We start from the raw sequence: 14004 nt of genomic DNA on the forward strand, positions 1-14004 counted from the left end.
CCTCCCGCCGGGTCGTCGTTCTCCAGGCAACCGATCACCGCCCGGCCCCGGCCGAGCACGAACGTCAGGAAGCCCGTGACCCGCTCCCGCACGTCCCTCGCCGCCGTCGTCGGCCTGGCCGCGATCGCCGCCCCCACGCTCTCCGTCACCGGCCCGGCGGACGCCACCTCGGCGCCCGCGCCTGCCGCCCGCACCAGCGGCGCCGTCGCCGGGCTGGTCGGCGACCTCCACACCCTGGCGTACGACGCCCGCCGCGCGGTCCCCGCGCTCGGCCCGTCCTCGGCCCAGCGGACGGCGGCCCGCTCGCTGGGCGCCTCGGTCGCGTGGAACCCGGCCGGCACCCCGCGCTCGGTGTGGAAGGACGGCGGCACGCTCACCGGCCCCCGCTCCGGCGACCCGGTCGACATCGCCCGCGGCTGGCTGCGCTCGAGCACCCGGCTGCTCGGCATCGACGCCGCCGACGTCGACCGGCTCGGTGTGGTCCGCGACCACGCGCTGCCGGGCATCGGCGCGACGGTGGTCAGCTTCGAGCAGACCTTCGGCGGCCTGGCGGCCGGCTACGGCGGCGTGCTGACCGTCGTGGTGGACGAGGCCGGCCGGGTGGTCAGCTACGCCGGCAACCCGATCCGCCCGGGCCGGCTGACCGGCTCCTTCGAGCTGTCGGCGGCCGAGGCGATCGGGTCGGTCCTCGACGCGGTCGCGCCGGCGGTCGACCTGGTGCCGAAGGCGCTGGGTCGCAAGCAGGCCGGCTACGACCTGTTCGACGGCGGGCCGCTGCTCGACGTGCTGCGGGTGCGCCGGATCGCGTTCCCGATGGCCGACGGCGCTCGCGCGGCGTACGCGGTCCTCGTCGTGAAGAGCGTCGACGAGGCCTACCTGCAGGTCGTCGACGGCGCGACCGGGGAGACGCTGCTGCGCAAGTCGCTCGTGCAGCACGCCGAGGGCACCGTCTACGAGAACTACCCGGGCGCGCCGAAGGGCGGCAAGCCGGTCCGCAAGTCGTTCGGCCGGACCCCGCAGTCGCCGAAGGGATGGATCGACCCGGTCGGCCTGCTCGGCACCGGCATCACCACGCTCGGCAACAACGCCGACACGGCCAACGCGTGGACCGTCCCGCTCGTCCCGGTGGACCAGGCGATCCGGCCGGTCTCGCCGACCGGGAGCTTCCACTACGACTTCCCCGACGCGTGGCGGAAGACCAAGGGCGCGACCGGCTCGTGGGTGCGCGACGCCAACGCCGCGGCGGTCAACCTCTTCTACCACCACAACCGGATCCACGACGAGTTCTACGAGTTCGGCTTCACCGAGACGGGCGGCAACTTCCAGCTCGACAACTTCGGCAAGGGCGGCCTGGGCGGGGACCTCATCCTCGGCGGCGCGCAGTCGGGGGCCACCGGCCTGACCGACCCGATCCTCGGGCTGGGCCGCAACAACGCCAACATGCTCACGCTGCCCGACGGCATCCCCGGCATCACGAACATGTACCTCTGGGCGCCGGTCGACGACGCCTTCGAGGGCCCGCACCGCGACGGTGACTTCGACGCCTCGATCATCCAGCACGAGTACGCCCACGGCCTGACCAACAGGTACGTCGGCGGCGGCGGACTCGGCGCGCTCGGCGTCGTGCAGGGCGGCTCGATGGGTGAGGGCTGGAGCGACTGGTTCGCGATGAACCACCTCTTCCGCGAGGGTCTGTCGCGCACCGCCGTGACCGCGGCGTACGTCGGCGACAAGCACCGCGGCATCCGCAACTGGAACTACGACGAGAACCCGACGACCTACGGCGACATCGGCTACGACACCTCCGGCCCCGAGGTCCACTCCGACGGCGAGATCTGGACCGCGACGCTGTGGGACCTGCGCAAGGCCATCCTGCGGACCGTCGGCGGCAACCACCGCCGGGCCAGCGACATCACCGAGCACCTCGTCATGGACGCCATGCCGATCTCCGCGCCCGAGCCGTCGTTCCTCGACATGCGCGACGCGATCCTCAAGGCCAGCCAGCTGCGCTACGGCAAGCGGTACGACGACCTCATCTGGGCCGTCTTCGCCAAGCGCGGGATGGGCGCCTCCGCGAGGACGAAGGGCGAGGCGGACACCGACCCGAAGCCCGGCTTCGACGCGAAGAGGTCCTCGGAGAACGGTCGGCTGCGGCTGAAGGTCGTCAACGCCTCCGCCGGCGGCCCGGTCAAGGGCGTGCGCGTGCTGCCCGGCGTCTTCGAGGCACGCACGACGCCGGTCGACACCACCGACAAGGCCGGCCGGGCGAGCGCGACGATGACGCCGGGGCGCTACACGCTGACCCTGCAGGCGCCCGGCTTCGGCATCCAGCGCTTCCCGGTCACCATCCAGCGCGGCCGGACCCTGGACAGGACGATCCGGCTGCGGCCCAACCTCGTCTCCGGCCTGTCCGGGGCGAAGGTCGTCAAGGTCGGCAGCCAGAACCCCGCGCTGCCGGCGACCGCGATGTTCGACGACACCGAGGCCAGCGCCTGGCAGACCGGCGCGCAGGACGTCGCCTACAACCGGGGCAGGAAGTCGTCGGTCGTCGTCCGGATGAAGAAGAAGGCGACGGTCGAGACGGTCGCCGTCAGCGTCATGAAGCCGCCGACCCTGCCGCGGTTCGCCGCGGCCGACAAGGTCCGCGTGCAGACCTCGACCGACGGCAAGCGGTGGCGCACGGTCACCACGGCGCGGTACTCCTTCCGGCAGCCGCGCCCGACCGTCGGCGACCAGATGCTGAAGACATACCGCCTGGACCGGCCGGTGCGGGCGCGGTTCGTCCGGGTCACGCCGCTGTCGACCTTCGGCGACACCGCCGAGATCTCCTCGAGCGCGATCGTGGGCGAGGTCCAGGTCTTCGGCCGCGCGCCGGGCATCCGGCCCACCGAGCAGAAGCCTGACAAGCCGGTGCGCAGCCGCGGCTCGGTCGCCGCCGGCAACCCGGTGCAGGGCTCGCTGCTGGGGCTCGACCCATACCGGCCCGGCGTCACCGAGCTGACCTGGGCGGCGTCCTGCCCGGCGCTCCCGCCGGCCAACGGCTCCGACGCGTGGTTCACCAAGCTCCCGAAGGGCTCCGCCGACGGCGAGCACACCATCACCTACTCCGGCTCGGTGCCGATCGGGGAGTGGCAGCTGTGGTGGTACGGCCCGGACTGCGCGCCGATCACCGGCGGCTTCCAGTACTTCGACGAGGCGGTCACGATCCCGCCGGGCGCGGCGTACGCCGGGTTCCTGCTGATCTACGGCGCCGGCGCGTCGTTCGACGTGGTCGTGCGCGAGCCGCGCTGACCCGGTCGCCCCGGGGCCGGTCCCCGGCTACATCCCGGTGAAGTCGGCCTCGCGGCCCTCGGCGAACGCGCTGAGGGCCTCGAGGTTGGCCGGGCCGCCCATCAGCTCGGCGAAGGCGGCGTTCTCCCGCTCCCGCGCCGCGTCGATCCCGGCGCGGAGCGGCGCGGTCATCGCGCGCTTGACCGCCACGAGGGAGGCGATCGGACGGGCGGCGAGCACCTCGGCGTGACGCCTCGCCTCGGGCAGCAGGTCGTCGGGCTCGCAGACCCGCCACACCAGCCCCATCTCCTTCGCTTCGGCAGCCGAGACCCACTCGGCCGAGAGCAGCACCCAGGCGGCGTCCTGGCGGCCGACCAGCCGGGGGAGGAGGTGCGACGACGCCGCCTCCGGCGCCACGCCGAGCGAGGTGAACGGGCACTTCAGCCGCGCGGTCGAGCTCATGAACGCCAGGTCGGCGAAGCCGAGGATCGTCGCGCCGATGCCGAGCCCGACACCGTTGACGGCCACGACGAGCGGCTTGGGGAAGTCCACGAGCGCGTCGACCAGCCCGGGGAAGCCGTGCCGGCCGCGCTCGAAGGTCGGGTCGGTGGCGATCCGGTGCATCTCGAGGAGGTCGGTCCCGGCGCTGAACCCGCGGCCGTTGCCGGTCAGCAGCACGACGGCCACGCCGGGGTCCTCGGCGGCCTCGAGCAGGGCGTCGGCGAGCGCGTCGTACAACGCCTCGCTGAACGCGTTGAGCGCCTCCGGCCGGTCGAGGGTGAGGGTGCGCACGCGGCGCTCGTCGGTGACCTGCAGCATGCGCGGCACCCTAGCGACCGGCGCTGGAACACGTTCTCGTTCACGCCGGTGTCGGCGGCGCGGGTTAGCGTCGTGCCGTGACGTCGTCGACCCGGGTGTGGCGTCCCGACTGGCCGTGCGGCCTCGGGACGATGCGGGCGCACAAGCGCGGCGGCGGCGACCCGACGTACCGCATCGACGACGCCGGCCGGCACTGGCGCGGCATCCGCACGCCTGAGGGGCCGGCGACGCTCGTGCTGCACGTCGCGCCCCGCGACGGCGCGGTCCACGCCGAGGCGTGGGGGCCGGGCGCCGCCTGGGTGCTCGACGGCGTGCCGGACCTGCTCGGCGCCGGCGACGACTGGAGCGGGTTCGACCCCCGCGACCACCCGGTGCTCGTCGACGCCCGTCGCCGCCACCCGCACGTGCGAGTGGGCCGCACCGGCCTGGTCATGGAGGCGCTGGTGCCCGCGATCCTCGAGCAGAAGGTCACCGGCCAGGAGGCGTTCGCGGGCTACCGGATGCTGGTGCGGCGCTACGGCGAGCGCGCGCCCGGCCCCGGACCGGGGATAGACCTGTGGGTCCAGCCGACGGCCGAGGACCTGCGCCGGGTGCCGTCGTGGGAGTGGCTGCGGATGCACGTCGACCACGCCCGCTCCCGCGCGGTCGTCACCGTCGCCCGGGTCGCCGACGCGATGGAGCGCCTGGCCGACGTGCCCGGCGACGAGGTCGAGCGACGGCTCTGCACGATCCCCGGCATCGGCCGCTGGACCGTCGCCGAGGTGCGCCAGCGGGCGCTCGGTGACCCCGACGCGGTGTCGTTCGGCGACTACCACGTGGCCAAGGACGTCGGCTGGGCGCTGACCGGCACGCCGTTCGACGACGCCGAGATGGAGGCCTACCTCGAGCCGTGGCGGCCGCACCGCGGGCGGGTCGTCCGCCTGCTGTACGCCGCCGGGCACCGCCGGCCCCGCCACGGGGCGCGGATGGCGCCGCGCACGCACCTGCCGGCACGCGTCACCCGCACCTGAGGGACGTTCCTAGACTCCGGCTGTGCCGATCCGCCAGGAGCTCCTCGACCTGCTCGCCCGCCGCGCCCTGACCGAGGACGCCGCCCGGCCCGAGGCGGTCGCCCGCCTCCACGCCCGCGGCGGCCGGACCGCGCGGGAGAACCTCGCCGACGTCGTGGACCCCGGCAGCCTCGTCGAGTACGGCCGGTTCGTCACCGCCGCGCAGGAGGACAAGCGCGACCTCGACGACCTGCTGGACCGCACGGTCGCCGACGGCATCGTCGGCGGCCTCGCGACCGTCGACGGCCGGCAGTGCGCGGTGCTGTCCTACGACTACCTCGTCATGGCCGGCACCCAGGGCATGCGCGGGCACCGCAAGACCGACCGGCTGCTCGACGTGGTCGAGCGGCTCGCGCTGCCCACCGTGTTCTTCGCCGCCGGCGGGGGCGGGCGCCCCGGCGACACCGACATCCCGCTGGTCTCCGCGCTCGACGTGACCACCTTCGCGGCGTGGGCGCGGCTCTCGGGCCGGGTGCCGCGGATCGCCGTCGTCGACGACAACTGCTTCGCCGGCAACGCGGTCGTCGCCGGTTGCTCCGACCTCGTCGTCGCCACCCGCCGCGCCTCGCTCGGCATGGGCGGGCCCGCGATGATCGCCGGCGGCGGCCTCGGGGACGTCGCGGCCGAGGACGTCGGTCCGATCGACGTGATGACGGCCAACGGCGTCGTCGACGTGGTCGCCGAGGACGACGAGGCCGCGCTCGTCGCCCGCGAGCTGCTCGGCTACTTCCTCGGACCGGTCGAGGAGTGGACCGCTCCGGACCCGGCCCCGCTGCGCGCCGCGGTCCCCGAGGGCGAGCGGACGGCGTACGACGTCGAGCCGGTGGTGGAGGCGATCTGCGACGTCGACAGCGTGACGGTGCTGCGGCCGTCGTTCGCGCCCGAGCTGCTCACCGCGCTCGGGCGGATCGAGGGGCGGACCGTCGGGGTTCTCGCCAACGACACCCGGCACACGGCCGGCGCGATCACCGCGGACGCCGGCGACAAGGCGGCGCGGTTCCTCCAGCTGTGCGACGCCCACGGCTTCCCGGTCGTCTCGCTCGTCGACACCCCCGGGATGATGGTCGGTCCCGACGCCGAGCGCACCGGGCTGGTGCGGCACACGTCGCGGCTGCTCGTCGCCGGGGCGCAGCTGCAGGTGCCGCTGGTCGGCGTCGTGCTGCGGCGCGCCTACGGCCTCGGCGCGCAGGCGATGCTCGGCGGCAGCACCCACGAGCCGCTGCTCACCGTCGCCTGGCCCGGCGCCCACCTCGGCGCGATGGGTCTCGAGGGTGCCGTCCGGCTGGCCATGCGCCGCGAGCTCGAGGCGATCGAGGACGAGGCCGAGCGCGAGCGGACCGTCCAGGAGCTCACCGCCTTCGCCCGCGAGCGGTCGTCCGCGCTCAACGTCGCCCGGCACTTCGAGATCGACGACGTCATCGACCCCGCCGAGACGCGGGCCGTCGTCGCTCGCGTCATCGACGCCGCCGCCCGCGACGGACGCCTGCGTGGCAGCGGGCGCCCCGTCGACACCTGGTAGCGCGCTGCGTCCCTCCTGCGTCCCCGCCGGGTCAGCGGCGGAGGCGGTCCGGCGGCACCCGCAGGGCGCGGAGGGTCGTGGCCAGCATCTGGTAGTGACCGACGAGCAGCAGCAGCTCGAGGCACGCCTCCTCGTCGAGCTCGGCGCGGAGGTCGGCCCAGGTGGCGTCGGAGAGGTCGCTGGTGCCGTACAGCTCGTCGGTGACGCGCAGCAGCAGCCGCTCGCGGTCAGACCAGCCGTCGGCGTCGAGGCCGTCGGCGACCCGGTCGATCTCGATGTCGCTCAGCCCGGCGCGCCGGCCGAGGCCGCGGTGCTGGGTGGCTTCGTACTCGCTGCCGGTCAGGTGCGCGACCCGCAGGATCACGATCTCGGAGTCGCGGCGGGGGAGCCGGCCGCCGGGCATCATCCGTCCGGCGAAGTGCAGCCAACCGCGGAAGAGCCTCCGGTGCCGGCCGAGCACGAGGAAGACCGCCGGCGGCTCGGTGCCGCTGCGGCGGCCGAACACGCGGGCCAGCGCCCACGTGAAGGGGCCGACGTCGCGCAGCGAGCCAGGGGCGATCCGTGGGGTGGACATGCCCTCCGCTACCCGCAGCCGGCAGGCCCCAAGCGATCCCCCCCGGCGATGCCTGGTCGGCGACAGCGGCTACAGCAGCGGGCGCAAGGGCTGCAGCAGCGACTCGGTGAAGCGGCGCTGCAGGTCGCGAGCCTCCCACTCGCCGCGGGTCAGCTCGATCGAGTTGGACTCGTCGACGAGGTGGATCTCCTCGAGCGTCTTGGCGAGGGCGCCGTCGATGACCTCGACGTTGATCTCGTAGTTGCCCTGGAGGCTGAGCCGGTCGATGTTCGCCGTGCCGACCGTCGACCAGGTGCCGTCGACGGTCGCGGTCTTCGCGTGCACCATCGCGTCCTTGAACCGGAAGATCCGCACGCCGGCCTCGAGCAGCTGGGAGAAGTACCCGCGCGAGATCCAGTCGGCGACGATGTGGTTCGACTTCAGCGGCACGAGCAGCCGCACGTCGACCCCGCGCCGGGCGGCGTCCTTGAGCGCGTCGACGAACTGCTGGTCGGGCAGGAAGTAGGCCTGGGTGATCCAGATGTTGCGGCTGGCCCGGTTGATCGCCTCGAGGTACATCCCGCGGATGGGGAACATCCACATCCGCGGGCTGTTGCGCTGGAACCGGATCATCGGCTCCCACGTCGAGGCGGTCTCGAGCAGCAGCGGCCGCTCGCTGTGGCCGATGCGGCGGCGGCGCTGCTGGTTCCAGAAGTCGGCGAAGGCACGCTTGAGGTCCCACACGCCCGGCCCGGTGACGCGGACGTGGGTGTCGCGCCACTCGGTCTCGTACGCCGCGCCGATGTTGTAGCCGCCCACGAAGCCGACCTCGTCGTCGACGACGAGCACCTTGCGGTGGTCGCGCCCGTAGCGGCCGAGGTCGAAGAAGCGCCACCCGGCGGCGTACACGGGGTAGCGCAGCACCTTCAGCGACGGCGGGAACCGCTTGAACCGCGGGGAGACCACGAGGTTCGCGAAGCCGTCGTAGATGCAGTAGACGTCCACGCCGCGCGCGGCCGCGTCGACCAGCGCCTGCTTGAACCGCTCGCCGACCGCGTCGCCCTTCCAGATGTAGGTCTCGAGGAGCACCTGCTTCTTGGCGCCGGCGATCGCGGCGAGCATGTCCTCGTAGAGGTCCTTGCCGAAGGTGTACGTCGTGACGGTGCCCTCGCCGACGGGGACGGTGCGGGGCGGCGTGACCGGGAACGGCTTCGGCTTCTTGCCGCGGCGTCGGTAGGAGTCGACCAGCGACATCCCGACCGCCAGCGCCAGCTGGACACCGAAGACGGTCAGCAGCGTGCGGCGCAGGATCCGCAGCGCCCGCTCGAGGACGTGCTGGCGGCGGGCGGTCACGGGGCCAATCTAGGGCACCTGCTCCCTCCGCCGGCACGGCACTGTCGGTGGCGCGGCGTACGCTCGAACCATGCGTCCAGTGACCGATCTCGAGCGCCGCGTGGCCCCGTTCCAGGTGGTCTCGGACTACTCGCCCTCGGGTGACCAGCCGGCCGCGATCAAGGAGATCACGAAGCGGATCAAGGCCGGCGAGGAGGACGTCGTGCTGCTCGGTGCCACCGGCACCGGCAAGACCGCCACGGTTGCCTGGGTCGCCGAGCAGGTGCAGCGCCCGCTGCTGGTCATGCAGCCCAACAAGACGCTCGCCGCGCAGTTCGCCAACGAGCTGCGCCAGCTGTTCCCCGACAACGCGGTCGAGTACTTCGTCTCCTACTACGACTACTACCAGCCCGAGGCGTACGTCCCCCAGACCGACACCTACATCGAGAAGGACTCCTCGATCAACGAGGAGGTCGAGCGCCTGCGGCACTCCGCGACAAACAGCCTGCTCACCCGGCGCGACGTCATCGTGGTCAGCACCGTCTCCTGCATCTACGGCCTGGGCACCCCGCAGGAGTACGTCGACCGGATGATCCGGCTCAAGGTCGGCGAGGAGCACGACCGCGACTCGATCCTGCGGCGCCTGGTGGAGATCCAGTACACCCGCAACGACATGTCCTTCACCCGCGGCACGTTCCGCGTGCGCGGCGACACCCTCGAGATCTTCCCGGTCTACGAGGAGCACGCTGTCCGCATCGAGTTCTTCGGCGACGAGATCGAGCGGCTGATGACGCTGCACGCCGTCACCGGCGAGGTGCTCACCGAGGACGAGGAGCTCTACGTCTTCCCCGCGACCCATTACGTCGCCGGCCCGGAGCGGATGGAGCGGGCGATCAAGGGGATCGAGCTGGAGCTGGAGGACCAGCTGGCGAAGTTCGAGCGCGAGGGCAAGCTGCTGGAGGCCCAGCGGCTGCGGATGCGCACGACGTACGACATCGAGATGATGCGGCAGGTCGGTTCCTGCTCGGGGATCGAGAACTACTCGATGCACATCGACGGCCGCGCCCGCGGCTCGGCGCCGAACTGCCTGCTCGACTACTTCCCCGAGGACTTCCTGCTCGTCGTCGACGAGTCGCACGTGGCGGTGCCGCAGATCGGCGGCATGTACGAGGGCGACATGTCGCGCAAGCGCAACCTGGTCGACCACGGCTTCCGGCTGCCCAGCGCGATGGACAACCGACCGCTGCGGTGGGAGGAGTTCCTCGACCGGATCGGCCAGACGATCTACCTCTCGGCCACGCCGGGTGACTACGAGCTGGACAAGGTCGGCGGCGACGTCGTCGAGCAGATCATCCGCCCGACCGGGCTGGTGGACCCCGAGGTCGTGGTCAAGCCGACCAAGGGCCAGATCGACGACCTCATCCACGAGATCCGGCTGCGGGTGGACCGCAACGAGCGGACCCTGGTCACCACGCTGACCAAGAAGATGTCGGAGGACCTCACCGACTACCTCCTCGATGCCGGCATCCGCACCCGCTACCTCCACTCCGAGGTCGACACCCTCAAGCGGATCGAGCTGCTGCGCGACCTCCGGCTGGGGGAGTACGACGTGCTCGTCGGCATCAACCTGCTGCGCGAGGGCCTCGACCTGCCCGAGGTGTCGCTGGTGTCGATCCTCGACGCCGACAAGGAGGGCTTCCTCCGCTCCGACAAGTCGCTGATCCAGACGATCGGCCGCGCGGCCCGCAATGTGTCGGGCCAGGTGCACATGTACGCCGACAAGATCACCCCGTCGATGGAGAACGCCATCGACGAGACCAACCGGCGCCGCGCGAAGCAGATCGCCTACAACACCGAGCACGGCATCAACCCGACCCCGCTGCGCAAGAAGATCGCCGACATCACCGAGATGCTCGCCCGCGAGGACGAGAGCACCCAGGCGCTCCTGGAGACCTGGGCCGGCACCGAGGCGAAGGGTCGCGCGGGCGGCGCCAAGGCCAAGCAGCCGGTGCCGACGCTCGGCAAGGACGCCGCGGGCAAGCACGCCAAGGACCTCGCCGGCATGCCGAGCTCCGACCTCGCCCAGCTGATCCAGGACCTCACCGACCAGATGCGCACCGCCGCCGCCGAGCTGCAGTTCGAGGTCGCCGCCCGCCTGCGCGACGAGATCTCCGAGCTGAAGAAGGAGCTGCGGCAGATGATGGAAGCGACCAAGTAAGCGGCAGCGGACGAAGTGAGGAGGGCCCCGCGAGCGCAGCGAGCGGCGGCCACTAAATGAGCGGAAGCGACGAAATGAGCTAGTGGACGAATCCCGCCTGCGGACCTCGGTCCTGGTCTGGGGCGTCGGGCTGCTGGTCTACCTGCTGGCGGTCTTCCACCGCAGCTCCCTGGCGGTGGCCGGCCTGGTGGCCTCCGACCGCTTCGACATCTCCGCGTCGCAGCTGGCGACGTTCACGATGCTGCAGCTGCTGGTGTACGCCGGCATGCAGGTGCCCGTCGGGCTGCTGGTGGACCGGTGGGGCTCGCGCAGCGTGCTGGTCGGGGCGCTGCTGGTGATGACGGCCGGCCAGGTGGCGTTCGCGCTCGCCACGACGTACCCGTTCGGGCTGGCCGCCCGCGCGCTCGTGGGCGTCGGGGACGCGCTGACCTTCATCTGCGTGCTGCGGCTGGTCAGCAGCTGGTTCCCGCGGCGGCGAATCCCGCTGTTCAGCCAGCTCACCGGCACGCTGGGCCAGCTCGGCGCGGTGATCTCCGCGGTACCGATGACCTGGGCCCTGCGCGACCTCGGCTGGACGACGGCTTACCTGGTGGCCGCGGCGCTCGGCCCGGTCCTGCTCGTCGCGCTCCTGCTGGTCCTTCGCGACACCCCGACGCGCAAGAACCTGCGCGGCGAGCCGATGCCGCTGGCCGCCGTGCGTCGCAGCCTGACGGCGTCGTGGGCCGAGCCGGGCACGCGGCTCGGCTTCTGGATGCACTTCTCGACGCCGTTCAGCAGCAACGTCCTCGGCCTGCTCTGGGGCTACCCGTTCTTCGTGCGCGGCGAGGGGCTGTCGCCGGCGGAGGCCAGCGGACTGCTCACCGTGGTCGTGGTGTCCGCGATGACGATCGGGCCGGCCTTCGGGTGGCTCGTGGGCGCCCACCCGTGGCACCGCTCGACGATGGTGCTGACGATCGTCGCCGCGATGGCGGCCGCCTGGGCAGTCGTCCTGGCCTGGCCGGGGGAGGCGCCGTTCGGGGTCCTGCTCGCGCTGGCCGTGGTGGTCGGGATCGGGGGACCGGCGTCGATGGTCGGCTTCGACCTCGGCCGCACGTCCAACCCGCCGGAGCGCCTGGCGAGCGCGACCGGCCTGATCAACCAGGGCGGCTTCATCGCCAGCCTGGTCCTCGTCGTGGTCGTCGGCCTCGTGCTCGACTGGCGCACCCCGGCCGGGTCGGACTACACGGCGGACGCGTTCCGGTGGGCGATGTGCACACAGTTCCTGCTGTGGGCGCTCGGCGGCTCCCAGGTCTGGCGCTTCCGCCGGCTTGCGCGCCGCACGACGACTCGGGCGCAGGTCAACGCCACGCTCCGCGCCGGGATGTGATGGATCGCGCCTAATGCCCATAGGCTTCTGCCTATGAGCATCAGGAAGGGCCTGAGTGCGGACCGGGTCGTCGCCGCCGCGGCCGACCTCGCCGACGAGGCGGGCCTGGCGGAGGTGACGCTGTCGGCGCTCGCGCGTCGGCTCGACGTCAAGCCGGCCAGCCTCTACTCCCACGTCGCCGGCTCCGACGACCTCCGCACCCGCGTCGCGCTGCTGGCGCTCGAGGACCTCGCCGTCCGGGCGGCCGAAGCGCTGGCCGGTCGGTCGGGCGGCGACGCGCTCCGCGCGCTCGGCGAGGTCCACCGGGCGTACGCCGCCACCCACCCCGGCCGGTACGACGCCGCGCGGCTGCGCCTGGACACTGGGACGGCCGCGGCGAGCGCCGGACCGCGTCTCGCGGCGATGGTGCGCGCCGCCCTGGCCGGCTACCGCCTCGGCGAGCCCGACGAGACCCACGCGGTCCGCCTGGTCGGCAGCGTGATCCACGGCTTCGTCGACCTCGAGCGGGCCGGCGGGTTCGACCACAGCGCACCGGCCGGCCAGGAGAGCTGGGACCGGATCCTCGACAGCCTGGACACCACGTTCGCCGGGTGGGGTGCCTCGTGAGGGCGGTCGAGGAGCGGGAGCTCCGGGCGTCCTTCGTCAACGCCAGCCGCGGCGAGGCCGAGCGGCTGCGCGTGCCCACCGACCTGGCCGGCCGCTCCTGGGGCCACCTCGACTTCCTCGGCTGGGTCGACGAGCGCTCGCCGCTGCACGCCTACCTGGTGCTGGCCGACGACGAGGACCGGCTGGTCGGGGTGCAGCTGCGCCGCGCTCCGGCCGGCGTGGGTCCGCGGCGGGCGCGAATGTGCTCGCTGTGCACGACCACCCACCCCGGGCAGGGCGCCGCGCTGATGGTGGCCCCGCGAGCAGGGCGGTCCGGGCGCGCCGGCAACACCGTCGGCGTCGACGTCTGCGCCGACCTCGCGTGCTCGGCGTACGTCCGCGGGCTGAAGCCGCTGCCGCCGCTCATGCGGGTGCCGGAGACGCTCACGGTCGAGGAGCGGGCGGCCAGGCTGCGGCGCAACCTGCTGACCTTCGTCGACCGGGTGCGCGCGCAGCGCTGAGGCCGGGTCAGCCGCCGACCTCGGCGCGCCACGCCTGGAACCCGCCCCGGAGGTCGGTCGCGTGCGGCAGACCCAGCCGCTGCAGGGTGGCGGCGGCCAGGCTGGAGCTGTAGCCCTCGTTGCAGACGACGACCACGCGGCGCTGGGGGTCGTCGGCGACCGGGAGCCGGTGCGGGCTCGAGGGGTCCAACCGCCACTCCAGGACGTTGCGGTCGACGACCAGCGCGCCCGGCAGCTCCCCGTCGCGCCGGCGCTGCTCGACGGGCCGGGTGTCCACCACCAGCGCTCCGGCGGCGGCGACTGCCGCCAGGTCGGCCGGCTCGACCCGGTCCAGCCCGGCGCGGCACTCCTGGAGAAGGCGGTGGATCGCGGAGTCGTCGACGGCGGCCACGGCTCGACAGTACGGTCCTCCGGTGGACGTCGAGCGGATGCAGGCCCACTGCCTCGCCAAGCCGGGCGCGTGGCCGGACGACCCGTGGGGCCACGAGCACCCGGTGGTCAAGGTCGGCCCCGTGGGACGGGCGAAGATCTTCGCGTTCCTCCGCGCCGACGGCGTCGGGGTCAAGGCCGGCAGCCGCGAGGTCGCCGACGAGTGGCTCGACCGGCACCCCGGCAAGGCGCACGTGATGGCGTACATCGGGCGCTCGGGCTGGAACGACCTGTCCTACGACATCCCCGACGACGAGCTGCTCGAGGCGGTCGACGAGTCCTACCGCCTGGTCGTCGAGACCCTGCCCCGCAAGCACCGCCCGGAGGGCTGGGACCGCTGACG

At 73.1% G+C, this 14004-nt stretch carries 12 protein-coding genes; 8 read left to right on the forward strand and 4 right to left on the reverse strand.

From position 1 onward, the window contains the following. Window positions 1–75: 75 nt before the first annotated feature. A complete protein-coding gene (locus H7344_RS01420) occupies window positions 76–3291 on the forward strand; it encodes a M36 family metallopeptidase (protein ID WP_186344229.1) in 3216 nt (1071 codons plus the stop codon). 27 nt (window positions 3292–3318) lie between these two features. On the opposite strand, the gene H7344_RS01425 is transcribed toward H7344_RS01420, so the two are convergent. After that, on the reverse strand, window positions 3319–4089 hold the full coding sequence (locus H7344_RS01425; protein WP_186344230.1) for an enoyl-CoA hydratase/isomerase family protein: 771 nt from the start codon (window positions 4087–4089) through the stop codon (window positions 3319–3321). A 77-nt stretch (window positions 4090–4166) separates the two neighbouring features. Here H7344_RS01425 and H7344_RS01430 point away from each other — a divergent pair, with 77 nt between their 5' ends. Beyond that, window positions 4167–5099, forward strand: coding sequence for a DNA-3-methyladenine glycosylase family protein (locus H7344_RS01430; protein WP_229706810.1), 933 nt, complete (start codon window positions 4167–4169; stop codon window positions 5097–5099). 22 nt (window positions 5100–5121) lie between these two features. Further along, a complete protein-coding gene (locus tag H7344_RS01435; RefSeq protein WP_229706809.1) occupies window positions 5122–6657 on the forward strand; it encodes an acyl-CoA carboxylase subunit beta in 1536 nt (511 codons plus the stop codon). 31 nt (window positions 6658–6688) lie between these two features. Here the strand turns inward: H7344_RS01435 and H7344_RS01440 are convergent, their stop codons facing one another. After that, on the reverse strand, window positions 6689–7231 hold the full coding sequence (locus H7344_RS01440) for a carboxymuconolactone decarboxylase family protein (protein WP_186344231.1): 543 nt from the start codon (window positions 7229–7231) through the stop codon (window positions 6689–6691). Window positions 7232–7300: 69 nt separating this feature from the next. After that, on the reverse strand, window positions 7301–8464 hold the full coding sequence (locus H7344_RS01445; RefSeq protein WP_186344606.1) for a phospholipase D-like domain-containing protein: 1164 nt from the start codon (window positions 8462–8464) through the stop codon (window positions 7301–7303). 169 nt (window positions 8465–8633) lie between these two features. Here H7344_RS01445 and uvrB point away from each other — a divergent pair, with 169 nt between their 5' ends. The 4 genes from uvrB to H7344_RS01465 all read left to right on the forward strand — a co-directional run bounded on the left by uvrB (window position 8634) and on the right by H7344_RS01465 (window position 13232). Beyond that, window positions 8634–10760, forward strand: coding sequence for an excinuclease ABC subunit UvrB (uvrB, locus tag H7344_RS01450; RefSeq protein WP_186344232.1), 2127 nt, complete (start codon window positions 8634–8636; stop codon window positions 10758–10760). 82 nt (window positions 10761–10842) lie between these two features. Further along, complete coding sequence (locus H7344_RS01455) at window positions 10843–12126, forward strand: MFS transporter (RefSeq protein WP_186344233.1); 1284 nt, start codon at window positions 10843–10845, stop codon at window positions 12124–12126. Window positions 12127–12159: 33 nt separating this feature from the next. Then, entirely contained in the window at window positions 12160–12732 is a 573-nt protein-coding gene (locus H7344_RS01460; protein WP_186344234.1) for a TetR-like C-terminal domain-containing protein, read from the forward strand. Continuing rightward, on the forward strand, window positions 12729–13232 hold the full coding sequence (locus tag H7344_RS01465) for an FBP domain-containing protein (protein ID WP_186344235.1): 504 nt from the start codon (window positions 12729–12731) through the stop codon (window positions 13230–13232). The genes H7344_RS01460 and H7344_RS01465 overlap by 4 nt, the downstream gene beginning before the upstream one ends. A 7-nt stretch (window positions 13233–13239) precedes the next feature. Here H7344_RS01465 and H7344_RS01470 read toward each other — a convergent pair whose 3' ends face one another. Next, entirely contained in the window at window positions 13240–13623 is a 384-nt protein-coding gene (locus H7344_RS01470) for a rhodanese-like domain-containing protein (protein ID WP_186344236.1), read from the reverse strand. 22 nt (window positions 13624–13645) lie between these two features. Here H7344_RS01470 and H7344_RS01475 point away from each other — a divergent pair, with 22 nt between their 5' ends. Beyond that, window positions 13646–14002, forward strand: coding sequence for an MmcQ/YjbR family DNA-binding protein (locus H7344_RS01475; protein WP_186344237.1), 357 nt, complete (start codon window positions 13646–13648; stop codon window positions 14000–14002). The last annotated feature ends 2 nt before the right edge of the window (window positions 14003–14004 follow it).

Origin of the sequence: Nocardioides deserti (assembly GCF_014266025.1) — a bacterium.
Lineage (GTDB): Bacteria > Actinomycetota > Actinomycetes > Propionibacteriales > Nocardioidaceae > Nocardioides > Nocardioides deserti.